Origin of the sequence: Erwinia wuhanensis (genome assembly GCF_030484085.1) — a bacterium.
Classification (GTDB): Bacteria; Pseudomonadota; Gammaproteobacteria; order Enterobacterales; family Enterobacteriaceae; genus Erwinia; species Erwinia aeris.
The window spans coordinates 243,531-269,561 of record NZ_JAUJUH010000003.1 but is presented as its reverse complement, the minus strand read 5'-3'; the positions used below and the strand labels follow the sequence as shown (position 1 = coordinate 269,561).

Sequence of the window (26,031 nt, the reverse complement as noted above, 5' to 3'; positions counted from 1 at the left end):
AACCGGGGCGATGGTCGCCCCTTTTTTATCCTTTATGCATATCAGCCGCCGCTGACAGATCCAGCCGCTGCCAGAAGTTCTGCTCCGGCGTGGTGCCGGAAAGCGGATAGCCTGCGGCGATAGCGGTCGCCACCATCCTTTGCCGACGCTGCTGCGCGCTCAGCTGCGGCAGCGCCGCTTCCAGCAGCACCTCAGCGCCTTCCGGCACCACAACCGCTTCCTGCTTCACTTTCTCCTGCGGCAGATCCCAGGTCATGGCAAAGCGTGCAAACTGCTGCATCTGCGGCGCGGCGTAAGGATCGGCCGCGCCAGCCGGTTTCGCACATTCGGCGAGCGAGGTGCCGCACTCTTTCTCCAGCGCGTCGCGCAGCTGCTGCTTCGCTTCAGCAAACAGCGGGCGATACTTTGCATCGTTGAGATAGTGCGCCACGTTACGCTGCGCCACCATACGGGAGCCAATCAGATCGATCGGATAGTGCACGCCCAGCACCATGCGCGAATAGCCGTAGCGCGCGGCGCGATCCATCAGTGGTACAAAGCGTTCCGGCACCATTTCGCCCAGCAGCAGCGCATCGGTCCATGCCGTATTGGTGTGGCCGCTGGGGAAAGATCCTTCGTTCGCCTGATAGGGCTGGTTATCTTTCACCACTGCCGTATCCGGCACCGCATGGATAGTGTTGCCCGGCATCAGGAAAGGACGTGGATAGTTAAAGTGCGCTTTGGCCGCGCCGGTGCTGACTTCGCTGGCCTTGATCAGCGCCGCCGCCTTACCCATCTCGCCTTTGGTGTAGGCGTTCAGAAAGGCCTGACCCAGCTTCGGCCCCAGCGCGTCGGCCAGAAAAAACAGATGGTTTTGCCCTTCCGCATCAATAATCGCCTGGCGACGCTGGCCGTCGGTCGCATCGAGGTTAACCTGCGCCACGCGCTGCATGCTGGCGTCCAGCTCGCTTTTCGGCAGCGTGGTGAAAGCGCTTAGTAGCGCGATGCCCGCCTGCTGATTGGCTTTTTTAGCAAAGTCGTAGCCGCTCGCCTTCAGCCAGCCGCGATCCGCCAGCTTATCGCTCTGCGCGGTTTTCTCCAGCTGCGCGCGCGTCAGCTTCGCGGCATCGCCCTGCAACGCGCCGATCAGATCTTGCTGGATTTGAGCGTCAAAGGCCGCGAACCGGGCATCGCTGCTGGCGGGCGTGGTGGTTTCAACAATCCTCTGGATGCTATCGAAGTCAACGGGCGTGGTTTTTGCCTGAGCAGCCTGCGCCAGCAGCAGCGCGCTGGCCAGCAGAGAATAACGAAAGCGCATAAAAGTTCCTTAATTTACGTCGGTTAGCTTTATCGGCTTTTATGCTGGAAGAGGTTGATGACAGGAAAGTGACAACTTATATTTTGAAACGAATTGGCACAGCGATCGGGCCGCCTCCCTGCGGCCTGCCGGGTTCTTTAGCCGCCGACCACCGGCTTTTTGCTTTTATCCAGCGCCTGCATAAAAGCGTCGTCGAGATGCAGATGCTGGCGTACCAGCTGCGGCGGCGTCGAGGCCAGCCACTGATTCAGCGAGATATCCGCGTAGTAGCTGCTTTTAAACAGCTCCAGAAAACGCAGCGGCTTGTCGCCGGTGTTTTCCACATAGTGGCCCATCGCAAAAGGCACGTAGCCGACATCGCCCGCGCGAAAATCGAAGGTGCGTGCCTGGCCCGAAGAAGCAAACACGCCCATCCGTCCTTCGCCTTCCAGGTAGTATTGCCACTCGTCGGTATTGGGATGCCAGTGTAGCTCGCGCATCGCGCCCGGCTGCAGCTCCACCAGCGCCGCCGCGATGGTTTTTGACACCTTAAAAAGGGAGGAATCGGTAATCCGCACCGTGCCGCCCTTTAGCGTGATGGGCTGCTGCGCCAGCATCCGGTGACTGAAAGCGGTGGTGGAACGGGTCGCGCCCGCAATGGCGTCCTTTTGCAGATCGCCCGGCGGTGTGGCGGCGAAGATATACTCATCGGCCGGTGAAGGAAGCTTGCTGAAGGTTTCCACCGGCACGCCAAAGTTTTTCGCCAGCACTTCCGGCGGCACGTGCTTAAACCAGTCGCTGAGCAGAAAAGTGCTGTCTTCGTCAAAGCCGCCGTTATCAAACGCCAGCAGGAACTCGCAGCCGTCCGGGCCAAGCCCCTGTATCGAGTGCGGCACGCCGGAGGGGAAATACCAGAGATCGCCCACGCCGACGTCGTCCACAAACCAGTGGCCGTCGACGTCCAGCGCGGTGATGCGCGCCTTGCCGTACAGCATATAGGCCCACTCGCCCTCTTTATGCCAGTGCAGCTCGCGGATGCCGCCGCTGTTAAGGCGCATATTAACGCCGGCAATGCTTTTGGAAACGCCCAGCTCGCGCTCGGTGATCTGTCGCGTCCAGCCGCCGCTGCCTTTACGCACGTGCGAATCGCTATAGGAAAAACGCAGGTTGGGCAGCGTGCCACTGTCGGTAGCGGGCGGATTGACGATATCGGGATTTTCTCCCTGACGCAGCGGATCGTGCGGGCCGGGATCGCTGCCGCCCATCTGGCCTGTCCAGGGTTGCGCGGCCACGGTGCGATCGTGAGCATGAACGGAGCCAGCCGCCAACGCAACGGTGCTGCCGGCGGCAAAGGTCATAAAGCTGCGACGAGTAATAGGATTCATGTCTGCTTCCTTGTGTCGAGTGGTTAAGACGCGCCACGCTGCATAGCGGACGCGAACTTAAGCTTAACTACACAAAAATCAACAGAACCTAACCGGGGAAAAGCTTAAAAATGCTGAAATGTAAGCAATAACACATCAAATAATTTTGTTAGTAGTTCAGATAAATTTATAAAATTTGGTCTACGCGACAACATAATCATGACGTTACAGCTTTGTTAAACGTTTTTGCCAGCAGCAATGTCCGCCCTGACCGTTTCGTCATCAATTATTTTTATTAAGAGGGAGGAGAAGAGCGCAACACCTGGTTACGTGGTTACGCAGAACGAAAAATATCGCGGCGCTATTATCACGCTGCGGACACGACCGCACGGGCCTGTGGCGCAACCTTTACCGCTGTTTGCCGGATGATCAGTACCGCTCATCCTGTCGCGCAGCCTTTGTCGCTGTTTACCGGGCGGTAAGAGCTGGTCATCCTGCCCCGGGCGCAACGCTCAGCCGCGCGCCTGCAACCGCTTCGCCAGCGTTAACGCCAGCTCGTAGCCGCCCTGCTCCAGGGAAAGCGCTTCGCCTTCGCTGAAAGCCTGCCGGGTCAGGCCGGTCAGCACCGCGCCGGGCGGCACCTCAATCGCCAGCCGGACGTCGCGCTCGTTGGCCGCTATCATCGCCTCATGCCAGCGCACCGTGCGCGACATATTATACGCGAGGTCATCCGCTATCTGCGCCGGCTGCCAGAGCACGCGGCCGCTGCTGCTGCTCAGCCAGGCGCGACGCGGGCGAACAATCTTTACCGCTTTAAACGCCTCCGCCAGCTTTGCCGCCGGTTCCGCCAGCAGCGCGCAGTGCGAAGGCACGCTGACCGCCAGCCGGTGCGTTTTCTGCGCGCCTGCGGCTTTCGCCCTTTCCGCCGTAGCCTGCATCGCCGCCTCGCTGCCCGCAATCACCAGCTGCCGTTCCGCGTTGATATTGGCCAGCCAGCTCTCTTCTCCCAGCAGCGGCTCCAGCTCGCTCTGGGTCAGGCCGATAATCGCGGTCAGGCCGTAGCCTGCCGGATAAGCCTGCTCCATCAGCTGCCCACGCAGCGCCACCAGCCGTAACGCGTCGTCGAAGGCCAGCGCGCCCGCGACTACCGCCGCAGGATAGGCGCCAATGGATAAACCGCTGGTCATCGCAAACGCCAGGCCCTGTCGCTCCAGCTCCCGCGCGTGCGCCACGCCCGCAATCAGCAGGCACAGCTGTACCGCGCGCGTATGCCGTAGCGCCTCTGCCGAATCCAGCGCCGAGGCATCTTCATTCAGCGCTTCGCTGGCCTCTCTCAGGATTGCCTCGCCCTGAGGCAAATTTTGCAGCATGCCGGGCCGCTGCGGCCCCTGTCCGGGAAAGGTCAGTAAGATTTTCATCGCGGCGTCTCCCATGGCGCGGCGGTCAGGAAAGGGCCGCCATCGGTTTTCAACAGCACTTTGCCGTCGCGCAGCCACTCCGCCAGCGCAAAACCGCCCAGCCTGGTTTCCAGCTGCGTATCGGCACGGCAAGGCAGGCTGGCGCAAAGGCTTTGCCAGCGCTGCAACGCCGATGCGGCGGGCGGCTCAGGCGCGCGGATCAGTAAATCCAGATCGCTGCCCGCGTGCATTACGGCTTCGCCGGTCGCCAGCGCATAGCCCAGGCTGCCGGTGACGCCCCATGCCCACGGCCAGTCTCTCTGCGCAAGCCGCAGCGCCGCCTGAACGGGCGGCAAAGTATGAAAAGGGGTGTGCGGCAGCCGATCGATAAGCGCTTCCGGCGACAGCACGCGCACCACAGCCGCAGCGTCAACCCAGCCCGCCGCGCGCTGATGACGGGCCGGGCCGCGTACGCCGACGGGAATACGTCCCTGCGCATCCCTGTCGCGTCGCACCACCAGCGGCAAAGCCGGCTGCCAGTGGGCGACCCATTCAGGCAAATCGCCCTGCAATGCTTCACGATCGCTCAGCCAGAGCAGATCGTGCGGCCGAACATCCATCTCTACATTCCTGCGGTTAATGAAATAAACAGCGGCAGCGTCACTATGCTCAGCACGGAGGTGATCAGCAGAGTGGCTTCCGCATCCGGCGACTCCACGCCGAAGCGATTGCCGAACACCACGCCGAAGAAACCCGCCGCCAGCGCGATCATCAGGATCGAGGTGATCGCCAGCGGGCCGTGCAGCCCCAGCGCCAGCACAATGCCCCAGGCGATAAAGGGCTGAATAAGCAGTTTAGTCACGCTGGCGACGATCACCGCCTGATTGATCCTGATCTGACGTGCGGAGAGGATCAGCCCGGTCAGAAACAGCGCCGTCGCGGTAGCGGCCAGTCCCAGCGGCCGGATGGTAGAGAGCAGCAGCTCCGGCATATGAAAGCCAAAGGCGGAAAGCACCACGCCCAGCAGCGGACACCAGACGATAGGCTTAATCACGGATCGCCACATCAGTATTGGCAGCATCGCGGCGCTGGAGTGCTGCGTGCCCTCGGTTTTCGCTTTTTCACGCTCGAGGATCAGCAGGCAAAACGGCGTCATCAGCACCGAGCCACAGGCTATCGACACGGCGACCGACAGCGAGGTTTCGGGCGTTGAGCCGAGCACGCTGCCGAGGATCGGCAACCCCAGCGCGGCGTAGTTGGGCAGCGCGACGGTCAGCGTCAGCACGGCGGCATCCTGCGGCGCTTTGTGAAACACGCGGGTGCAGAGAAAATAGATGGCGGCGTAGGCTATCCACATCGCCAGCACCAGCACCACTACCAGCGGCGCCTGCCCGACGATACCTGCCCAGGGCGTTTGCACCGTGGCGGTAAACAGCGCCGCCGGCAGGGCGAAGTCCATGACGAAAACGTTCAGCAGGGCAACGTTGTGGTTATCGACCTTCTTTGCCTTACCGGCGTAAAAACCCAACAGCATAATGACGAAAATTGGAGCCAGAGCATGAACGATCACGTAAGTCATAACTTGCGCCTCGCAGGCTGAACGCGTCAGGGCAGGATTGCCCGCTGTCTTGCTGGATTACCAGGCCGCGCGCATTTTTTCGCGCACCAGCGCGGAGCTGCGGCGGTTTTCGCCCTTAAGGCGATGAAGAGCGGGATCTTTACGCGCCGAGCTGACCGCCTGCTCCAGCGATGCGCGAACCCGCTGAACATCGTCATCTTCAGGCGCATCCGGCGAGGCGATATCCAGCAGCTCTTCCAGCAGACCCAGCGTCTGGTAGTTGCCGATGTCGTAAGCCATTGGCGCAATGGTCTGTGCCAGCTGTTCCAGCGCCTCGATGCTGCGTAAGGTGATGCGCGCCGCCGCCGCTTTGCCCATTGCGTGCACCATCACGCCCGGATCGTTAAAGGCGATCAGCCGGTTTGCCTGGTAGCCGTGCGCCAGAAACGCGCCGGACATCGCTTTACCGACGATCAGCCCGATCACCGGGTGTCCGGCCAGCCTCGCTTTGGCATAGGCGCCTACCGCCGCCGCCAGCGCCTGGTGGATGCCGAACGCCTCTTCGCGACGGCCATAGGCCTGGCTTGGTACGTCAATCACCGCCACAATCGCCCGCTTCTGCGCTTTATCCGCATCCGCCACGATCGCTTCATCGATGACTTTGGCCAGCGTCCAGCCTTCCAGCAGGCCGACCTCGCCTTTAGCGGCGCGCGGAAAGTGGTTTTGCTCGTCCGGCACCACCGCAATATAACGCGCGGTTTCTTCGCCCAGCGCCGCATCGGCCGCCTGCACCGAAGGGCAAAGCCCGCCCAGCCTTTCAGCCCCGTTGGTTAACAGGCTGAGCCATTTTTCACCACGACTGACGCTCATCCGCGATCCTCCCTTGCATAGACTTCGTTAACCTGCTGCGCATCGGCCTGTCGCTCGGTGTTCATTTCGCTCAGGCGCGGCAGATAGTAGCTGTACTCGTCCGAACGATGCTGTGCGGGCACGCCGCGCGCGATCGCTTCGTTCATCGCTTTTTTCACCGCATTGGCGCCGTCGGGCACCAGCACGTCGGCCAGCCCGCTGCGATAGCGCGCTTCGCCGCCGGTCATGCTCCAGATAAAAGGCCGGTCGCGGGAATCGTATTCCGCAATACCCGCCTCCTGTTCGATAACCTGCGGGCCGTTGAGGCCGAGCCTCGCTTCACGGGTGACGATCAGCGAGCTGCACAGCCCGGCGGCAATAGACATCCCGCCAAAGCAGCCGACCGTACCAGCGATGATGCCGATCACCGGCGTATAGCGACGCAGATCGACGATAGCGGCGTGGATATCCGCAATGGCCGCCAGGCCGAGGTTGGCTTCCTGAAGGCGCACGCCGCCGGTTTCCAGGCAAAGCACCGCCCGCGTCGGGATACCTTTGCGGTTATCTTCGGCAGCCAGCTCCAGCGCCGTCGCCATTTTCGCGCCGGAAACTTCGCCCATGCTGCCGCCCTGAAACGATCCTTCAATGGCGACGACCACCGCTGGCTGACCGTCGATGGTGCCTTTCATCACCACCATGCCGTCATCGGCCTGCGGCACGATGCCCTGCGCAGGCAGCCAGGGCGACATAATGCCGTCAAAAGGATCGAGCAGCTCGCGTCCGCTGCCTTCGTCCAGCAGCAGCCGTGCGCGCTGGCGGGCCTTAAGTTCGATAAAGCTGCTGTCATCACGCATCTGCGGCCTCCTCAAAAACCTGCTCAATACGAATACGCGCCACGCCAGGCGTCGCACCGAAATCGTGAATGGTCATCTCGCCCGCCGGCAGCCCGGAAAACGCGCTCAGGCGATCGAAAAGCGCCCGCCAGCGTGTTCCGCTGTTGTCGACGGAGGTGGTCAGGTTGACCGTCAGCTGCTGGCCCGCTCCGGCCACAAACAGCACTTCCATATCGCCCGAGCCCACCACGCCCGCCAGCGCTTTACCGCTGAGCTGTCGCGTGGCCGACAGGGTAAACGTGATCTGTTCCATAAAATCCTCTCAGAAAGTGGTGTCGCCCAGCCTGTCTACAAACAGCGTGGCGGCAAGTAAATCGGCGGCGCCGCCGGGCGAGGCGTTCAGCGACAGCATGTGTGCGTCCAGCCTGGCCAGCGCGCGCTGCCCGTGCGGCGTTTGCGCCCCTCCGGCATCCAGCACGGCGCGCGCGCCGTTCTGCATCGCCACCAGCCCGTAAAGCCCGGCGCGGGAAAGTACGCAGGTATCGCTGAGCGAACTCATGATCGCCATCAGCGCGTTCAGCTGTGCCTGCGCTTCCGTCGCCCCGTCGTGCCTGCTGTGCCTTAGCTGCGGCAGCCCAAGTTGCATAATGTGGGGAAAGCCCTGCTGCGCCTCTTCGCGCGCGCCGGGCACCTGATAACGGCGCGTCGCGCGCAGCCCTTTGCTGAAGAGTTTCGGTGCCTCGTCATCCGGCAGCTGTGCCAGACTGGCCGCCGCCTGCGCGACCTGACGCTCGCTGCCCTCACCTGCCAGCATGGCGCTGGCGCTGACCAGCAGGCCGGTTGCCCAGAGCGCGCCGCGATGGGTGTTGACGCCGCGCGTCGCCTGCATCATCTGCCGTTCGCCTTCACGCCCCAGCCTGCCTACCTGCTGCCGCAGCGCGATATCCGCCGGACGCTGCCAGCAGTGCAGCGCCAGAGCATAAAACGCGGGCGTCAGGCTGCGCGCCGAGGCCTCCATCAGCGCCAGCGTCAGATCCCGATGCGCGCCGCTGCCTCTGCCATCGACCAGGCCGGGCTTGGGCGTCAGCCGGGCTTCGTCGATCAGGCAGCGCGTGGCCAGCTCCGCCAGCCGCGCGGCCTGCCGCTCAATATCGCTCAGCGAACATGAAGAAGGTTTCATTACCAGCTCCGGAACTTAGCCGGCGGCTGATAAAGCCCGTCCGACCATTCGACCAGCTCCGCCACGCTGCCCGCCGCCAGCAGCGAACGGGTGGCTTCGGTACGGCGAATGCCTAAATCTTCCGGGAAGGCGACTTTGCCCTCGCGGCGTAGATCGGCCACTCTTTTCGCGTCCACGCCCAGGCCGATATCGGTAATGCCCGCCACCGCCGCCACCATTGCGCGGCGCTCCTCCAGCGATTTGGCGCGATAGAGATAGGCGATGCCCTCTTCGGTCAACACGTGGGTGACGTCATCGCCGTAAATCATCACCGGCGCCAGCGGCATCCCTGAGGCTTTCGCCACGTCGACCGCATCCAGCTTTTCAACAAAGGTCGGCTTGCCGCCGCCCTGGAAGGTTTCCACCATCTGCACTACCAGCTTGCGGCCGCGCGCCAGCGGATCCGGCTCGTCAATCATCGCCAGCCAGGCAGGCGTGGCGTGGCGACGGCCGTGCGGATCGTGCCCCATATTCGGCGCGCCGCCGAAGCCGGAAAGCCGACTGCGCGTCACGGTCGAGGAGTTAGCCAGGCCGTCGACCTGGAGCGTGGAGCCGATAAACATATCGACCGCGTACTGCCCCGCCAGCTGGCAAAACGCGCGGTTGGATCGCATTGAGCCGTCGGCGCCGGTAAAGAAAACGTCGGGACGCGCCGCGACATAGTTTTCCATGCCCAGCTCGCCGCCAAAGCAGTGCACGCTTTCAACCCAGCCGCTCTCTATTGCCGGGATCAGCGTGGGATGCGGGTTCAGCGTCCAGTGGCGGCAGATTTTGCCTTTCAGCCCCAGCTTTTCGCCATAGGTCGGCAGCAGCAGCTCGATGGCGGCGGTGTTGAACCCGATGCCGTGGTTCAGCGACTGCACCTGATGCTCGGCATAGATCCCCTTGATCGCCAGCATTGCCATCAGGATATGCTCCTGTTTGATCAGGCGCGGATCGCGGGTAAACAGCGGTTCGATAAAGAAGGGTTTGTCGGCGACGACGACATAATCGATCCAGGATCCCGGAATATCGACGCGCGGCAGATCGCACTCGTCATCGACCAGTTCGTTGACCTGAGCGATAACGATGCCGTCGTGAAAAGCGGCGGCCTCCACCAGCGCGGGCGTGTCTTCCGTACTCGGCCCGGTGTAGAGATTGCCCTTGCGATCGGCTTTATAGCCGGCAATCAGCGCCACGTTAGGTGCGAGATCGACATAAAGCCGCGCATAGAGTTCGACATAGGTATGGATGGCGCCGATTTCCAGCTGGCCATCTTCCAGCAGCTGAGAAATACGCAGGCTCTGCGGCCCGGAGAAAGAGAAATCCAGCTTGCGCGCGATCCCCTTTTCAAACAGATCCAGATGCTCGCTGCGTCCGACGCTGGGCATGATCATATGCAGATCGTGCACGATCTCCGGATTAACTTCGGCCAGGCTACGTGACAAAAAGTCCGCCTGTTTCTGGTTATTACCTTCCAGCACCACGCGATCGCCCGGCGCGATCAGCCTCTGTAGCAAATCGACCAGATCGTCGGTCGGCAGCACCTTGCCGTTGATACCGAGCTGCTCGATGCGGCGTTTTTTTTCACTTCGACGTGTATCCCATACGCGGTTGGACGTTTGTCCCGGCAGCATGTAAACCTCCGTAACGCAGTAGGCGGGGGATCGGCTTATGCAGACGACAGCGCCGATCCGGCGGATGAATTTGAAGGTAGCCGCCGGTGAAAGATTGCGCAAACCGATGAAAAAACAATTGGGTAACCAGCGATGACAAAATATTTTTTTCACAGCTTGCCGCTGGCCCTGCCGGGCGTGGCGCTGTTTTAGCGGCAGAACCTGTGGCGCCGGGCCAGTGCTGCGCTGTGGATGCGGCCCGCTTCGGCAAAGAGACGCGTACGCCAGTACCCGTCTAAAAAAGAGACATTATTAAAAAAATATTTGGCAAAGCGCGCCTGACGGGGCAGACGCGCTGAGAAGAAGGGAATGGATCAGTTCTGTAAAGGATGCCAGATTTCAGTCACCGCGCCTTCACCGCCGGTGAGGGGATCGTGCTGCGGTACAGGTACGCGCTTAATAGCCAGTAGCGAGGCTTCCACATCTTCCAGATCGCTGCGTCGCGTCACCGGCTCCATGCCCTGTGGATAGGCGCCGACGGCAAAAAAATCTTCGCTGGCCGCCAGCTGCTGATGGCCAACGCCTGCCGGGATCAGGATCGCATCGCCCGCGTGAACGGTGACCGCCCTGCCCGTTTCGCCGCCGAAAAGGATTTGCGCCCAGCCAGCGCCGATACCCAGCAGCTCATGGGTGTTGGGATGATAGTGGGTATAGGGATAAATCGGATAGCGCCAGCGCGGCGTCCAGCGATGGCTGGCGAACGTTTCTTCAAACCAGGCCGCCACATCTTCCACCTCACCCGGCACCGCGCGCGGATAAATAATCAGCGGCAGCGGATTGTTCGGCACGCCGCTGGCTGGCTGAAAGGTCATATATTGCGGATTGTTCGACATACCCGCAGAAAAGGTGCCGGCTGCAAAAGACATCATCGCAAGCAGGTTACCAGCATGGGTTAGCATAAGATGCCTCCTGTAATTTCGGTGTTAATTAATTGTGGCACCTGGCGGCAAAGATGCAATCATTACGATCGGTTTTTGATCACATAACTTCTTAATTTTTCTCCACTTAACTCAAATTATTCGCCTGCCTGCCTCGGAGGCAAAATGTAAGGCCATTTTGCATTCCGAAAATAGCCCACGCGCCTGCCAAAAAAAACGATTTAGTAAAAACAGGCTGGTTTTAAAAAGAAGAAAATAAAATTAAACGGCGGCTTAATCACTTAATAAACATAAGGGATTGATCAACGGAAAAATGGGAAAACCGCGCTAATGCCCCTGGCTAACCAGGAGGGTGGTTCATGGTTGCTCGCTATCTGATTCATCACGGGCTGGTTGATCCGGATTCAGCATCGCTGCTGCATTGTGAAACGGCCGAGCAGCGAAAGCTGGGCAATATCGGTTAAAGCGGCCGATGACTCTGGCATACTGTCCGATCCTGCTGCCGGAAACGCACGCGCCGGTGACGGCCACTGCTCCTGTGCGCTCCCGCAAAGAGAAGCGGAAACCCACCGCAGAAGCCACCGATTGCCCGCCTCTGGCGCTCGCCGTGCCTGATGCAGAACATAATGCTGCTTACCCTGATTGCCTGGCTCGGTTTATAGCTGCCCGAAGCGGGCGCCTGTTCACGGCCGCCCGCCGCCTGTTATGAAAAAGCTTCCCTGCGCGCAGCCCGATGGCTGGCGGCAAAAAGCGCGCTCAAGCTTTCTTTATCCAGTTCAGGTGAAACCGCCGTCAGCAGCAGGAGCAGGCTAAGGGCACGCCGGCAAAGGTCGGCAAAATTATTCTCCCAGTCGGTAACGAGATGACCGGGAAAAAAGTTATGGCAGAGTTCATAAAACAGAAAATTACCGAGGATCTTTCGTCGCGCGCTGCTCGCTTTTTGCAGGCCGCGCCACGTCTGCCGTAGCGTCTCCTCACCCTTTTTCCGCATCGCTTTCAGCTTGTGCAGTCTGGCGTCGCTATCCACCAGTAACCATATCGGCAGCGCCTCCAGACGTTGCCCGGCGACCGGCGGAAAGCCGTGTTCATCCTGCTGCAGGCAAAAATCCTGCACCAGCCGCTGGCGGCCAGCGGGCTGTAGCCACGTCTCCAGCAGCGCGGCCCGCCGCTCCGGGTCAAGCGGGCCAGACTGGCGAATAAAACCGTACAGCGCATAGAGCAACAGCACAGGCTCAGTCCGGAAAGCGGCAAACAGCCGCAGGCAGTGCTGATTCATCTGTAAACGCTCTGCGGAGAGTTCGGGTAAATGTTCGGCCAGGTCTTCGCTGACGCTCAGGGTACAGGACGCCGTCAGGCTCAGGATTTCCGCCGCCGCCCGGTTGCAGCTGATATCCGCGCTGTGGCGCACGTGGTTATTCCAGCGAAACTGCAGCAGCGGCGAGGCGCCGTCGCAGCCAGAGCAGCCGCAGAGATGAATGTTTTGCCGCAGGCGCAGAACGTAATCGGGCGTCCAGACGCTGGCCGTCACGCCTTCCGTTAATAATGATCGTGCGCTATCCGTACCATTTTCTTTTCTGCTATGGATGCTGGCAAAATTATTTTTCATCGTTGTCACGCCGCCCCGGGTTGGATTGAGCAAAATAATTAACAAAAAAACAATATTTCCCTATTTTCATCCTGGCAATCCTTACCTGATTTAACTTGTTATCTGTTTATTTGAAGGCAGCTTAATATTTAAAAACAGAATTAACCTGGTGCTTCATCCGTTATTAAGAGAGTACAAACATATAACAAGCCAGCGGCCATAACAAATCGGCACGTCACGCATTTTAATTGCCTAAACCTGTAATTAAATTAAACAAAAGCGTATTAGCACCTGGCGCGGACAGATTTCTGTCGCCCGCCTTTTTCAAGGCGCCACTCGCTTTTTTCATTATGTTTCTTGCGCTTTCAGGCAATTTATTTCCCCTGGTGATAATAGATCCCGTTATCGATTAACTTATTTATGCCGAAAAAAAAGAGGTATATAAATTGAAAGAGGCTGTTGTTCCGGCTGCGGCGGCGATCCCATCGGCATTTCACCCCGCGCGCTCCGCCTGCGGCAGTCGGCGGCCGTTCTGACGCGTTCTGGTAACAAGAACGTTAATTTTGTTATATGGGCAACTGTTATAGCTTTATTCGCATTAACTGTGTCTGCCCTTCTTGCGCCAGGTGTGGTCTACTGATGCCTGTACCAAGAGGAGGTTCAGAGTGGAAGACGTTAAACAGATCCTGCTGCGCGAAATCGACACCCTTAATCGTGAAGAACAGCGCGATAACCGACCGCGTTTCAGCTTCAATTTTCTGAAAAGTCATCCCGGCTTATGGGCGTCGATGTATGTCTGCTACGCCCTGACCGTGGCGCTGATTTTTACCACGGAGTTTCTGGGCTGGCCTGCGTTCTGGGGCGCCACTTTTTTCGTGCTGCTGATGAGCGGCCTGATGCTGCTGGATGTCAATCCGCGCTACCGCTTTGAGGATATCGATACGCTCGATCTGCGCGTGTGCTATAACGGCGAATGGTATTATGTGCGTACCCTGTCCGACAAGGCGATCCAGGATATCCTTGCCAGCAGCCAGGTGCCGGACAACGTTAAGCAAGGCATTCAAAAGCTGCTGCAGCTGAAAGGCGAAGTCGATTTTTACGACGTTTATCATCTGACCTGGGGCCAAAAACGCGCCTCTGCCGTCTGATATGTCAGGGCCAGCGCTGGCCCTGAAGCATTTCCGCAATCAACCTGCCCAGCGTCGCTACCGCCGCCTCCCGCGAGTCATTCCATTCCCAGGCCGTATTAAAACGAAAATAGTTGGCATACTGCTCGCTGGTAGAAAACATTTTACCGGGCGCGATACTGATTTTCTCGCGCAGCGCCCGATAGTACAGCTCGGTGGTGTTAACCGCTTCCGGCAGCTCGATCCATAAAAAGTAGCCGCCCTGGGAGTCGTTGATTTTGGCGCTGGCGGGCAGATGCCGCCGCAGCGACTGCCGCGCCAGGCTTTTGCGCTGCTCCAGCCGCTGGCGCAGCCGGCGTAAATGCACGTCGTAGCTGCGGCTGCCCAGGTAGTCGACCAGCGCCAGCTGCATCGGCGCGCTGGTTGAGATAGTGCTCATTAATTGCAGTCGCTGGATGCGCTGCGCGTGTCTGCCCGCCGCCACCCAGCCCACGCGAAACCCCGCCACCAGATTTTTAGAAAAAGAAGAGCAGTGCAGCACGCTGTCCTGTTTCTCAAACGCCTTTGCCGGCAGCGGTTTTTCGCTGCCGAACCAGAGTTCGCTATACACATCGTCCTCGATCAGCGTCACCTGATGCGCCTCCAGCAGCGCCACCAGCTCCTGCTTTTTCTCGCGGCTTAGCGTGCAGCCTAGCGGGTTCTGCTGATTCGACATCATCCAGCACGCTTTAACCGGCAGCTTCGCCAGCGTGGCGGCCAGCTCCGTCAGATCGATGCCGTGCTGCGGATGCGAGGCGATAGCGACAGCCTTGAGCTGAAGCCGCTCGATAGCCTGTAGCGCGCCGTAAAAACAGGGGTTTTCCACCACCACCCAGTCGCCGGGCGCGGTGACCGCCTGAAGGCTCAGGTTCAACGCCTCCATCGCGCCGTTGGTGATCACGATCTCTTCTGGCGAAACCTGTATGCCCTGTAACGCATAGCGCTTGGATAGCGTTTTGCGCAGCGCCTCGTTGCCCGGCGGCAGGTTGTTTAAGGCGTCCGCCGGTTTTAACGAGTGCGAAACGGCGGAAAGCGAGCGCATCAGCTGGCGCTGCGGAAAGAGTTCAGGATCGGGAAAGGCGGAGCCGAAAGGCATGATGTCCGGGTCGCGACACGCCTGTAACACCTCAAAAATAAAGTCGTTGATATCGACCGATTCCGTGAGCTGCACCTTCTGGTGGCTGGCGGGCTGGCTGAGAAATTCCGCCCGTGGCGCTACGTAGTAGCCGGACTGCGGCCGGGAGACGATCCAGCCCTGGCTCTCCAGCACCTGATAGGCGTGCATAACGGTCATCAGGCTCATCCCGCTCTGCGCCACCTGCTCGCGCAGCGAGGGGAGTTTTTCGCCCGGCAGCCAGATCTCACTGGCGATCTGCTGCTGGATTTGGTCGATTAACTGCAGATATTTTGCCAAAACTGTTACAGGCCCGTGCTCAGGAATGAGCAACTATTATAGTTAGCCGGGCTGCGATTAAACAGCTTTTGACACCGGGATCTTCTCCTCCGCCGCTTTTTTCTGTTCCGGCGTGCGGTTGGACTCGTGGTTGCCCGCATACAGCTTCAGGTGCGGCACCTGCTCAGGGGGAACCGGTTTGCCCAGCAGATAGCCCTGTAGCGAGTTGCAGCCCAGGCCGGTGAGAAAGGCCTGCTGCTCTTCCGTCTCTACGCCTTCCGCCACCACTTTCAGGTTCAGCGTCTGCGCCAGCGCCACGATAGCGGTAACGATAGTGGCGTCTTCGCTCTGCGTATTCAGCTCGTTAACGAAGGCGCGATCGATTTTCAGCTCGCTGGCGGGCAGACGTTTCAGATAAAGCAGGCTGGAATAGCCGGTACCGAAATCGTCAATCGAGGCTTTCACGCCCAGTTCGGTCAGCTCGGTTAAAATACGCACGCTTTCGTCGGGATCGCGCATGGCGGTAGTCTCGGTCACTTCCAGCGTCAGCAGCTCTGGCGAAATCTGATGTTTCTTCAGCGCGGCGACCACCGTTTCCACCAGTCCGGCCTGCTCAAACTGGAGCGACGACAGGTTGACCGCTATCGACCATTGCGTATTGCCCATTCGATGCCAGACGCTCAGCTGGCGACAGGCTTCGTTAATCACCCAGTTGCCGATGCTGACGATCAGCCCGGTTTTTTCCGCCAGCGGCAGAAAAATGTCGGGCGACAGCAGCCCGCGCTGCGGATGCTGCCAGCGGATTAGCGCTTCAAACCCGACGATAGGGCCCTGCGGCGCGCAAAATTTCGGCTGGTAGAACAGGCGCAGCTCGTCGTGCTCCTGCGCCAGCCAGAGATCGTTGATCAGCTGTAGCTGGTTTTGCGCGATGGTGTTCATCGACGGCTGGAAGAAGTTATAGCCGTTACGGCCGTTGTTTTTGGTGTGGTACATAGCGGCATCGGCGTTGAACATCAGTTCCCGCTCGTCGTTGCCGTCGCCCGGATAGACCGCAATACCGATGCTCAGCGACACCACCAGCTCGTAACGCGAAATCAAAAACGGCTCGTCGATAGCCTTGACCAGCATATCGGCCACGGCGGCGGCATCGTTCGGCTCGCTGATTTCCACCAGCAGCACAAACTCGTCGCCGCCCAGTCGCGCCAGCGTATGGTGCCCGATCAGTAAATTTTTCATCCGCTCGGTGACCGCGACCAGCAGGTTATCGCCAACGTGGTGACCAAACGCATCGTTAACGGCCTTAAAACCGTCCAGATCCATAAACATCAGCGCGAAAGCGGTCTCTTCCCGCACGGCCTTGCTCAGCGCCTGATCGAGGCGATCTTCCAGCAGAATACGGTTAGGCAGGCGGGTTAAGTTGTCGTGCAGCGCCAGCTGGGCCAGCTCGCGGTTGGCTTCCGCCAGCGAAGAAGCCAGTACCGACGTTCTGGCCTGCAGGCGCGCGTCGAGCGTGGAAACCACCAGCGTAATACCCAAAATAGAGAGCGTCACCACCACGACCAGCATCGCCAGCCAACTGCTGTTCACGCCCATCTGCGTGGCGTGGCTGCCCATCGGGAAGCTGGCCGCCGCCATGCCGCTGTAGTGCATCCCGGCGATGGCGGCGCCCATAATCAGCGCCGCGCCGGCGCGCAGCAGCGCTAAATGCCCTTCGCCCTGACGTAGCTTAAACGCCAGCCACAGCGCGGCCGTTGAGGCGCCCAGCGCGATCGCTATCGACACCGCAATCCAGCGCCAGTCCCAGACGATACCCGGTTCAAACATCAGCGCGGCCATGCCGATATAGTGCATCGCCACCACGCCGGTGGCCATCGCCAGCGCGCCGACCATCAGACGGGCAAAGACCAGTTCACCGTAGCAGACAATCCACAGCGCAAAAATCGAGGCGACTACGGCTACAAACATGGAAATCAGCGTGAGCAGCGGATCGTAGCTCATCACCATCGCCAGGTTCATCGCCAGCATGCCGATAAAATGCATAGACCAGATGCCGATGCCCATCGCAAAGCCACCGCCAACCAGCCAGACGCGGGCCGCTTTCCCCGTAGAGGTTGCCACCCTGCCCGCCATATCCAGCGCGGTATAGGATGCCAGGAAGGCAACAAAGATGGAGACGATAACCAGTAGCTGGTCGTAGGAGCTCATAAGCATATGCAAATCTCTGAAGCAAAAGCCAGATTACTGGCACCGGGTAAGGGAATAATAAAGCTGATAAATCGATTTCAACAATTACGGTATCGGCTAAAGAGTAGTCAACTTTACCCCTGGTGGCATAAAGCGGCCATGCCCGGCTGCGGACTCGGGCTTAACCCATCTATCCCCTTATAATTAAACGGGTTTATTATCTGTTTTTTTTGCTTAACGACCTTAGCATCCGCTCTTTTTTTTGCCCAGCAAAACCCAGGGCCAGCGCTGATTATTTTTTGTCAGGCGTCTTTTTTCATGCTACAGCAAGCAGGTCTGCTTTTGTTTCAACTCATTAACAAAATTTTGCGTTTCGCTTAGCTCAGCGTTCAAGGCTGTTCTATAGTTTTAAACATAACAGAAATTGGTCAATCTGGCTTTTATCGTGGATAGCGGCCAACATAGCTCTTTCCGGCTCTGCGTTTTACCTGCATCGCGGCCATTTTTTACGCTTTTACACCGGGCGAAAAAGCACTTCCATTGGTCTGATCGGTAAGGAATGATTATGAAAATGAAGCTTTTTTTGCTGGGCTGCGGCTTGGGTCTCGGCGTGGCCTCTTCCGGCTTTGCCGCCACCACGACGGGAACTATCAACGCCACGCTGGTCCTGACCACGGGTTGCCTGGTCAATGGCCAGACCGCCACCACCGGTGTTAACTTCGGTACCTTAGACTTTGGTAGCAGCGCCGCGACCTTTGATACCCTGAACGCCACCTTAGTTGGCGCGCTGGGCAACGGCATCTTTGTGCGCTGCACCACTGGTCAAACCTATAACGTGCAGCTCACCAGCAGCAACGCCGCGCCCGCTACCGTGTTTGGCGAAGTAACCGCGCAGCCTCGCTATCTGGTGCTGGGCAGCAACGCCACGCAGGGCATTGCCTATACGCTCTATAACTCCACTTCCTATACCACGCCCATCGCTAACAACACTAACCTGACCAGCACGGGCACCACGGATCCGACCAATGGCGACAACTACCCGATTTACGGTCGTATTACCGGCGGCGGTTTTAACGCAGCGATCCCGGCAGGTACCTATACCGATACGATTAACGTTGCCGTGAACTACTGATTGACGGCGGCAGGGAGCACGTCGTGTCGGGGCAGGAAAGAACATCGGCGGGCTGGCTTAGCCCGCTTTGTGTCGTGGTTTGCTGTATCAGCTTTCCGGCCGGAGCGCTGCCGACGCAGACTTTTCAGGTGACGGCGTCGGTAGTGAACGGCTGCGTGATTTCCGGCACCAATACCGGCGTGTTCGGCACGCTGAACTTCGGCACCCGCCCCGGCGTCGGTTCGGCTTCTGCCAGCGCCAGCTTTGTTCAAAGCTCCACGATTACGCTGGCCTGTACGCCGGGCACTGCGCTAAGCATGAGCATTAACGGCGGCAGTAATTATTCCAGCACGCGTAATCTTAAAATTGCTAATAACACCGATTTAGTGGCCTATGCGCTTTACACCAGCGCCACCGCCAGTGCGGCAAGTGCGATCCCGGTCAATCAGAACGTGGCGCTGACCTACAATAACGCCAATAACATCACGCTGCCGATATACGGTCGGCTGCAGATGAGCGGCGTTCGGCGGGCCGGGACTTACAGCGACACGCTGACGGTGACGCTGAGTTGGTAAACAGGGAGAAAGTATTTCATGAAGACGCTACGTATTTTCACACTGCTGGCCGGACTGACGGTTAGCTCACTGCTGCCCGCGTGGGCAGGAAATTCGGTGCTGATCTGGCCCATCGATCCGAAAATCCACAGCGGCGATAAAGCCACCGAGCTGTGGCTGGAGAATCGCGGCGCAGCGACCACGCTGATGCAGGTCAGGGTTTTCACCTGGCAGCAGCAGGACGGACACGAACAGTATCAGACGCAGCAAACGGTGGTCGCCAGCCCGCCGCTGGTAAGGATAGAGCCGGGCCAGAAGCAGCTGGTCAGGCTGATTAACCAGACCCCGCCGCCCAAAGGCGAGGAGCGGGCTTACCGGGTGCTGCTGGATGAGATCCCTACGCCGCAGCAGCCTGGCGAAAATCAGGCGGGCCTTAATTTCCAGATGCGCTATTCCGTGCCGCTGTTTACCTATGGCGAAGGCCTTTCAGCCGACACGGCCCGCCCCGACCTTAGCTGGCGCCTCGTTAATCAGAACGGTAAGTCAGCGCTGCTTATTACCAATAACGGCAGCGGCCACGCGCGGCTAAGCAACGTTTCGCTGGGCGGCCGGACGCTGTCAAACAGCCTGTTCGGCTACGTGCTGGCGCGATCGAGCAATACGTTTCCGCTTAATTTCCCGGCGTCTGACCGCTCGCAGCTCAGCGCGGAACTGGATAATAACCAGACCTGGCGCAGCGGCAGCTCTGCGCGCTAGCCGATGAACGGGCGCCGCTGCTCCCTGGCCCTCTGCCTGTTAAGCTACCTGCTCTCTTCAGCCGGTCGCGCGGAAACCTATTCCACATTGCCGCCGCCGCCGTCGCCAAACGCGCCGGGCGCCAGCCAGCAATATATGCTGGGGCTGGTGATCAACGAGCAGGACAACGGCCAGGTCGTGCCGGTGGAATTCCGTGATAACCATTACTATCTGCGCGCCGGCGATTTGCAGCGGGCCGGCATCCCTTCGGCGCTGATCACCTCGTCGATGATGGATGTTTCCGCCATGCCGCAGGTCAAAGCCGACTACGATCAGGCCCGCCAGCGCCTCTTGCTGACGGTGCCGCCCGGCTGGCTGCCGCGCCAGAAACTGAATAACGAGGAGCGGAACGGCCCGCGCTTTCCTGGCAGAACCTCTACCGGCGCGCTGTTTAACTACGATCTCTACACCAGCCGTACCTCTGCCAGCGGCAGCCGCCTTTCCGCCTTTAACGAGTTTCGCCTGTTTGGCACGCTGGGGCAGTTTTCCAGCAACGGCGTCTGGCAGCAGCAGCTTTCCGGCCAGACGGCAGGCTCGCAGAACGAGGGCTATCTGCGCTATGACACTTACTGGAGCAATCAGGATGAAACCCGTTCGCTGAGCTGGCGCGTGGGCGATCTGATCACCGATTCACTGGCGTGGAGCAGCAGCGTGCGGCTGGGCGGCATTCAGATCGCGCGCGACTTCTCCGTGCGCCCGGATCTGGTGACCTATCCGCTGCCCTCTTTCTCCGGCCAGGCGGCGGTACCTTCCACGGTCGATCTCTTCGTCAACGGCTATAAGAACAGCAGCAATGACGTACAGCCCGGCCCCTGGTCGATGACCAATATGCCGTTTGTTAACGGCGCGGGCGAAGCGGTAGTGGTAACGACCGACGCCGCAGGCCGACGCGTCTCCACCACCATGCCCTTTTACGTCTCCAGCAGCCTGCTGAAGCCCGGCCTCTCTGACTTCTCTTTTTCCGCCGGGGCGCTGCGCAATAATTACGGCATCAAAAGCTTTGACTATGGCTCCGCCGCCGCCAGCGGCTCCTTGCGCTATGGCCTGACCGACTGGCTGACGCTGGAAAGCCATGCCGAAGGTGCGGACGCGCTGGCGCTGGGCGGCGCGGGCGGCCAGGTCAGGCTGGGGTCGCTCGGCGTGGTCAATGCGGCGCTGGCGCAAAGCCAGATGAGCGGCGAACATGGCAATCAATACAGCTGGGGCTATCAGTACAGCAACAGCCGCTTTAACATCGGCACGCAGCATATTATCCGCTCGGCGGGCTTCAGCAACCTGGCGCTGTACGGCGATCGCAACAGCGGCCTGGCGGGCACGGAATACACCCTTAGCCGCCGCAGCGCCCAGTACAGCGCCAGCGTCTCGCTCGATCGCTTCGGCAGCCTTGGCGCGGCCTTTATCGACATCGTCAGCGGCAGCGGCGACCGCACCCAGCTGTGGAACCTTTCCTGGAGCAAAAATATTTGGGGCAACAGCAGCCTTTACGTTTCCGCCAGCCGCGACCAGCGACAGGGCGACTGGACGGGCACCATTTCGCTGGTGATCCCGTTCAGCGAGCGCGGCAACGCCAGCCTGAGTCTGGATCGCGACCAGCAGGGCACCACTTCGCAGCGCGTAACGGTTTCGCGCTCCATGCCTACCGACGGCGGGCTGGCTTACGACGCCTCCTGGGCCAACCAGAGCAGCGGCGGCGACTATAAGCAGGCCAGCCTGAGCTGGCGCAACCAGAAGATTGAGACTTCAGCGGGCTTCTACGGCGATGGCGATTACACCACCGAATGGGCCGACGTGAGCGGCTCGCTGGTGCTGATGGACGGCAGCTACTTTGCTGCCAATGAGGTTAACGATGCCTTTGTGGTGGTGAAAACCGACTATCCCAATATCAACGTGCGCTACGAAAACCAGCTGATGGGCAAAACGGACGCCGGCGGCCATCTGCTGGTGCCGGGCATCAGCTCCTATTATCCGGCCAAATATGATATCGACACGCTGGATCTGCCGGCCGATATGACCACCTCCAGCGTCGAGCAGCGTTTTGCCGTCAAGCGCAACAGCGGCTATCTGCTGCATTTCCCGATTGAACCGCTGCGCGCGGCCAGCGTGATCCTGCACGACCAGAACGGCGAACCGCTGCCCGTTTCCACCCAAATTATTCGCGCGGGCGCCGCGACGACCTATGTCGGCTGGGACGGTATCGTCTGGATGGAAAACCTGGCTGCCGTTAACCCTTTCCGCGCGGAAACGCCGGACGGACGCCATTGCGAAGCGAAGCTCGACGTGCCGGGCGGTCGCCCGACGTCGCTACAAACTTACGGGCCGCTGACCTGCGCCCTTTCCGCTGCCTCAGGAACCTCACCATGACTTTGCCAATAAGATCGATCTTTCACCTGGCGCTGTTTTCGCTGCTGATGCTCTGCTCGCTATCCGGCTGGGCGGCCTGCACGCTGCCGACCTCTACGGCTACCTTTGGCAGCGTCAGCTCTTTTACGGTAAACACCACGGTGAGCAACACCACCGCCACCGTTAACGTCAACTGCGGTTCGGGCAGCGTGCTGTCGCTGCTGTCCAGCGATTACATCCGGTTTCAGCTGGCCAGCGCCACCTACACCAGCAGCACGCGCGGCGCGCTGAAAACCTCCAGCGCCGGGACGGATCTTATTCCGCTGCGCGTATGCAGCGACACGGCCTGCGCCACCGAGATGCTGATCGGCGGCACTACGGTCAACTTCAGCCAGGCGCAGCTGCTTAATTTGCTGGGAACAGGCGGCGGACAGAACTTCGCTATCCCGCTTTATCTGAGGACGCTGACCGGCCAGGTGGTGGCCGCCGGTACCTACACGGTGACGCTGAATATTCTGGTCAGCTATAACATCTGTACCGGCATTGGCGCGCTGGGCGCCTGTTTGTTGGGCAGTCAGCAGACCGGTTCCGGCACGGTGCCCATCACCACCACGCTGGTGGTCACCAACGACTGCACCACTATTACCGCGCCTAACGTCAGCTTTGGCAGCGCGCCGCTGGTCGGCAGTTTTAACGCGGTTTCGCAGTCCATTAATGTGATCTGCACTAAAGGCAGCACCTACACGGTTGGCCTGAGCAACGGCGGCTATGCGGTTGGCGCGCAGCGCTATATGGCCAGCGGCAACAACCGGCTCGCCTATGAAATTTATAAAAACGCCACGACCTCGCGCTGGGGGCCGACAGGTACGGAGCGCGTCGCCAGCTCGGCGGCCAACAGCATTACCACCGACGGCCTGACCCGCACTTTTAATTATACGGCGCGCATACTGACTTCGCAGGCCACGCCGCCTGCGGGCAACTATAGCGACAGCGTGGTGGTGGATCTCTCTTTTTAGGGCACGGTTTGCCCCCGGATAGTGCATTGTTAATTATTTGTTACCAATACGTATACATCCGGCGCCTTAACGGTGATGCCTGTCACATTAATGTCCGCGCGGGCGCGATAAAAGATAAGAAAAACTGAAAGGACAGGCTATGACATCTTTTTCTTCTTCGGCGAAAAAGCCGCAGGGCAGCGCCCGCACCATCTTCAATGTGACCAGCGGCAACTTCCTGGAAATGTACGACTTTATGGTGTTTGGTTACTACGCCACGGCGATTGCCAAAACCTTTTTTCCGGGTGACGATCCTTTCGCCTCGCTAATGTTAACGCTGATGACGTTCGGCGCAGGTTTCCTGATGAGGCCACTGGGCGCGATTATCCTCGGCTCTTATATTGACCATCACGGACGGCGTAAAGGGCTGCTGCTGACGCTGGGCCTGATGGCGATCGGCACCTTAACCATTGCTATCGTGCCGGGCTACAACACGCTGGGCGCGGCGGCGCCAATCCTGATCCTGCTGGGCCGTCTGTTGCAGGGCTTCTCGGCGGGCGTGGAGCTGGGCGGCGTTTCGGTCTATCTTAGCGAGATCGCGCCGAAAAACCGCAAGGGCTTTTTTGTCAGCTGGCAGTCCGGCAGCCAGCAGGTCGCCGTGATTTTCGCCGCGCTGCTGGGCCTGGGGCTGAACCATCTGCTGGCGAAAGATCAGGTGACCGACTGGGGCTGGCGTATTCCCTTTTTCATCGGCTGCCTGATTGTGCCTTTCCTGTTCTGGGTCAGGAGAATGCTGGAAGAGACCGAAGCCTTCAGCCAGCGTAAGGTGCACCCTTCCATGCGTCAGATCGTGCGCGGCGTCGCCAGCAACTGGGCGCTGGTGCTGGCAGGGATGCTGATGGTGGTCACCACCACCGTGATGTTTTATATGATCACCGCGTTTACCCCGACCTTTGGGAAAACGGTGCTGATGATGAGCGATAAGCAGAGCTTTTTGGTGACGCTGTGCGTTGGCCTGTCAAACCTGATCTGGCTGCCGATTATGGGCGCCGTCTCCGATCGCTACGGCCGTCGTCCGCTGCTGATCCTGTTTACCGTACTGATGATCGCCACCGCCTGGCCGGTGCTGCACTGGCTGGTCGGCTCGCCAACCTTCTCTCATCTGCTGGAGGCCGAGCTGTGGCTGTCGTTTCTCTACGCCAGCTATAACGGTGCGATGGTGGTCTATCTGGCGGAAGTGATGCCCGCAGAGGTGCGCGCGACCGGCTTTTCGCTGGCCTACAGCCTGGCGACGGCGCTGTTCGGCGGCTTTACGCCAGCGATGTCCAGCTATCTGATCCACGCCACCGGCGACAAGGCGATGCCCGGCGTCTGGCTGACCTTCGCTGCCGTTTGCGGCCTGCTCGGCACGCTGCTGATCAAACGCCTGGTGCAGCAGTATCAAACCCGCCAGACCAGCGAGCCTGTGGCGCAAATGTAGCGCCGCAGGTGCGGCCGTGGCGCAAGGGCTGCGGCCGCCTGCCTCAAATTTTAAGCAAAAAAAATCCGCAACGATCGTTACGGATTTTTTATTTTCTGATGCCGATTATTTCGCGACGGTTTCCATGCCCATCAGCCCAATCTTCAGATAGCCCGCCTGACGCAGCTTGTCCATCACGCCCATCAGCGTTTCGTAATCCACCGATTTATCCGCCTGGAAGAAGATAGTGGCGTCTTTATTGCCCTGCGTCTGGCTTTCCAGCGCCGACAGCAGCGTTTCCTGCGTCACGGCCTCATTGCCGATAAACAGCTGTTTATCCGCTTTGATTGAGAGGTAGACCGGTTTTTCCGGGCGCGGCTGAGGCTTGCTGGTAGAGGCTGGCAGATTGACGCGAACGTCAACGGTAGCCAGCGGCGCAGCGACCATAAAGATAATCAGCAGCACCAGCATCACGTCGATAAACGGCGTAACGTTGATTTCATGCATTTCGCCGTTGCTATCGAGATCTTCATTTAATCGCATGGCCATGACGCTTACCCTACCCGCAGCTTCTGCGTTGGATGCTGCGGCGCGCTGGCGGCCAGATCCAGATCGCGGCTTTGCAGCAGCATAATCTGCGCGGCGACGTCGCCCAGCGAGGCTTTATAGCTGGCGATCGTACGGGCAAAGACGTTATAGATCACTACGGCCGGAATCGCAGCGAACAGGCCGACAGCCGTGGCCAGCAGCGCTTCTGCGATGCCGGGCGCAACTACCGCAAGGTTCGTGGTCTGCGTCTGGGCGATACCGATAAAGCTGTTCATGATGCCCCAAACGGTGCCGAACAGGCCGACAAACGGCGCGATAGCACCGATAGTAGCCAGAAAACCATTGCCGCGACCGGCGTGGCGGCTGAAGAAGGCGACGCGGCGCTCCAGACGGAACGAGGTGCGCTCTTTAATGCCGTCGTTGTCGGCGGACTGCTGCGACAGCTCCAGTTCGTTTTCGGCTTCTTTCAACAGCTGCGTGGTCAGGCTGTTAGCGTTAAACGTGGCGCTGATATCGCTCGCTTCCTGCAGGGAACGAACGCCCGCCAGCGCCTGCTGCTCGCGCTTCAGGCGGCGTTTCGCCGAGCTGAGCTCCGCGCTCTTGCTGAAGAAGATAGCCCAGGTAACGACCGAAGCCAGCAGCAGACCGATCATTACCACTTTTACCACGATGTCCGCATGGTGATACATGCCCCAGACGGAGAGGTCCGTCTGCATCAAATCATTCGTCACGCTGTCTCTCCAACGTCAGTTACCGATAGCGAAAATACAGGTCGGATCATACCAAATCGAACCCGAATTGATAGTAGTTATCATTACTATTTACCCTTAACGCAATACTTTTTACACTTTTCCCGCCATCTCCTTTTTAT

23 protein-coding genes are annotated in these 26,031 nt (G+C 59.5%); 7 read left to right on the top strand and 16 right to left on the bottom strand.

What is annotated here, in order from left to right:
- Nucleotides 1-25: 25 nt before the first annotated feature.
- From QZH36_RS08985 to QZH36_RS08930, 12 genes are all read right to left on the bottom strand, one after another.
- The gene (locus QZH36_RS08985) at nt 26-1,297 is read right to left on the bottom strand and encodes an acid phosphatase (protein WP_301730014.1); all 1,272 of its coding nucleotides are present in this window, start codon (nt 1,295-1,297) and stop codon (nt 26-28) included.
- A gap of 137 nt (nt 1,298-1,434) precedes the next feature.
- Nucleotides 1,435-2,661 carry a cupin domain-containing protein gene (locus tag QZH36_RS08980; RefSeq protein ID WP_301730013.1) on the bottom strand — a complete coding sequence of 409 codons (1,227 nt, stop codon included), beginning with the start codon at nt 2,659-2,661 and terminating at the stop codon, nt 1,435-1,437.
- A 491-nt stretch (nt 2,662-3,152) separates the two neighbouring features.
- Nucleotides 3,153-4,058, bottom strand: a complete 906-nt coding sequence (mdcH, locus tag QZH36_RS08975; protein WP_301730012.1) for a malonate decarboxylase subunit epsilon — start codon at nt 4,056-4,058, stop codon at nt 3,153-3,155.
- Nucleotides 4,055-4,657, bottom strand: coding sequence for a malonate decarboxylase holo-ACP synthase (locus QZH36_RS08970; RefSeq protein WP_301730011.1), 603 nt, complete (start codon nt 4,655-4,657; stop codon nt 4,055-4,057). The genes mdcH and QZH36_RS08970 overlap by 4 nt, the downstream gene beginning before the upstream one ends.
- Before the next feature lie 2 nt (nt 4,658-4,659).
- A complete protein-coding gene (locus tag QZH36_RS08965; protein WP_253458318.1) occupies nt 4,660-5,616 on the bottom strand; it encodes an AEC family transporter in 957 nt (318 codons plus the stop codon).
- 57 nt (nt 5,617-5,673) lie between these two features.
- Entirely contained in the window at nt 5,674-6,465 is a 792-nt protein-coding gene (gene mdcE, locus QZH36_RS08960) for a biotin-independent malonate decarboxylase subunit gamma (protein WP_253458315.1), read from the bottom strand.
- A complete protein-coding gene (locus QZH36_RS08955) occupies nt 6,462-7,298 on the bottom strand; it encodes a biotin-independent malonate decarboxylase subunit beta (RefSeq protein WP_253458311.1) in 837 nt (278 codons plus the stop codon). Before QZH36_RS08955 ends, mdcE begins: the two co-directional genes overlap by 4 nt.
- Nucleotides 7,291-7,590: a malonate decarboxylase acyl carrier protein gene (gene mdcC, locus QZH36_RS08950; RefSeq protein WP_253458307.1), complete on the bottom strand. Its 300-nt coding sequence runs from the start codon at nt 7,588-7,590 to the stop codon at nt 7,291-7,293. Before mdcC ends, QZH36_RS08955 begins: the two co-directional genes overlap by 8 nt.
- 9 nt (nt 7,591-7,599) lie before the next feature.
- On the bottom strand, nt 7,600-8,457 hold the full coding sequence (locus QZH36_RS08945; RefSeq protein WP_253458304.1) for a triphosphoribosyl-dephospho-CoA synthase: 858 nt from the start codon (nt 8,455-8,457) through the stop codon (nt 7,600-7,602).
- On the bottom strand, nt 8,457-10,112 hold the full coding sequence (gene mdcA / locus QZH36_RS08940; RefSeq protein WP_253458301.1) for a malonate decarboxylase subunit alpha: 1,656 nt from the start codon (nt 10,110-10,112) through the stop codon (nt 8,457-8,459). The genes QZH36_RS08945 and mdcA overlap by 1 nt, the downstream gene beginning before the upstream one ends.
- Before the next feature lie 353 nt (nt 10,113-10,465).
- Nucleotides 10,466-11,050, bottom strand: coding sequence for a cupin domain-containing protein (locus tag QZH36_RS08935; RefSeq protein WP_253458298.1), 585 nt, complete (start codon nt 11,048-11,050; stop codon nt 10,466-10,468).
- 682 nt (nt 11,051-11,732) lie between these two features.
- Nucleotides 11,733-12,635 carry a hypothetical protein gene (locus QZH36_RS08930; RefSeq protein ID WP_301730009.1) on the bottom strand — a complete coding sequence of 301 codons (903 nt, stop codon included), beginning with the start codon at nt 12,633-12,635 and terminating at the stop codon, nt 11,733-11,735.
- A gap of 644 nt (nt 12,636-13,279) precedes the next feature.
- On the opposite strand from QZH36_RS08930, the gene QZH36_RS08925 reads away from it, so the two are divergent.
- Complete coding sequence (locus QZH36_RS08925; RefSeq protein ID WP_125287235.1) at nt 13,280-13,762, top strand: YlaC family protein; 483 nt, start codon at nt 13,280-13,282, stop codon at nt 13,760-13,762.
- A 4-nt stretch (nt 13,763-13,766) separates the two neighbouring features.
- On the opposite strand, the gene QZH36_RS08920 is transcribed toward QZH36_RS08925, so the two are convergent.
- Together QZH36_RS08920 and QZH36_RS08915 are read right to left on the bottom strand one after the other, a co-directional pair.
- On the bottom strand, nt 13,767-15,194 hold the full coding sequence (locus QZH36_RS08920) for an aminotransferase-like domain-containing protein (RefSeq protein ID WP_253458292.1): 1,428 nt from the start codon (nt 15,192-15,194) through the stop codon (nt 13,767-13,769).
- 57 nt (nt 15,195-15,251) lie between these two features.
- Nucleotides 15,252-17,384: a putative bifunctional diguanylate cyclase/phosphodiesterase gene (locus tag QZH36_RS08915; protein WP_301730008.1), complete on the bottom strand. Its 2,133-nt coding sequence runs from the start codon at nt 17,382-17,384 to the stop codon at nt 15,252-15,254.
- Nucleotides 17,385-17,922: 538 nt separating this feature from the next.
- Between QZH36_RS08915 and QZH36_RS08910 the strand changes: the two genes are divergently transcribed.
- The 6 genes from QZH36_RS08910 (at nt 17,923) to QZH36_RS08885 (ending at nt 24,632) form a co-directional block, all read left to right on the top strand.
- The gene (locus QZH36_RS08910; RefSeq protein WP_125287232.1) at nt 17,923-18,489 is read left to right on the top strand and encodes a spore coat protein U domain-containing protein; all 567 of its coding nucleotides are present in this window, start codon (nt 17,923-17,925) and stop codon (nt 18,487-18,489) included.
- Nucleotides 18,490-18,563: 74 nt separating this feature from the next.
- Complete coding sequence (locus tag QZH36_RS08905) at nt 18,564-19,043, top strand: Csu type fimbrial protein (RefSeq protein ID WP_301730157.1); 480 nt, start codon at nt 18,564-18,566, stop codon at nt 19,041-19,043.
- 18 nt (nt 19,044-19,061) lie between these two features.
- Nucleotides 19,062-19,778 (top strand): fimbrial biogenesis chaperone, encoded by a 717-nt coding sequence (locus tag QZH36_RS08900; RefSeq protein ID WP_253458288.1) that lies wholly within the window; start codon nt 19,062-19,064, stop codon nt 19,776-19,778.
- 3 nt (nt 19,779-19,781) lie between these two features.
- Complete coding sequence (locus tag QZH36_RS08895) at nt 19,782-22,178, top strand: fimbria/pilus outer membrane usher protein (protein WP_301730007.1); 2,397 nt, start codon at nt 19,782-19,784, stop codon at nt 22,176-22,178.
- Nucleotides 22,175-23,173 carry a Csu type fimbrial protein gene (locus tag QZH36_RS08890; RefSeq protein ID WP_301730006.1) on the top strand — a complete coding sequence of 333 codons (999 nt, stop codon included), beginning with the start codon at nt 22,175-22,177 and terminating at the stop codon, nt 23,171-23,173. The genes QZH36_RS08895 and QZH36_RS08890 overlap by 4 nt, the downstream gene beginning before the upstream one ends.
- A gap of 139 nt (nt 23,174-23,312) precedes the next feature.
- The gene (locus QZH36_RS08885) at nt 23,313-24,632 is read left to right on the top strand and encodes an MFS transporter (RefSeq protein WP_253458282.1); all 1,320 of its coding nucleotides are present in this window, start codon (nt 23,313-23,315) and stop codon (nt 24,630-24,632) included.
- 105 nt (nt 24,633-24,737) lie between these two features.
- Here QZH36_RS08885 and exbD read toward each other — a convergent pair whose 3' ends face one another.
- On the bottom strand, nt 24,738-25,160 hold the full coding sequence (exbD, locus tag QZH36_RS08880; RefSeq protein ID WP_301250630.1) for a TonB system transport protein ExbD: 423 nt from the start codon (nt 25,158-25,160) through the stop codon (nt 24,738-24,740).
- Between the two features lie 5 nt (nt 25,161-25,165).
- Nucleotides 25,166-25,891: a tol-pal system-associated acyl-CoA thioesterase gene (gene exbB, locus QZH36_RS08875; protein WP_253458276.1), complete on the bottom strand. Its 726-nt coding sequence runs from the start codon at nt 25,889-25,891 to the stop codon at nt 25,166-25,168.
- Nucleotides 25,892-26,031 lie beyond the last annotated feature (140 nt).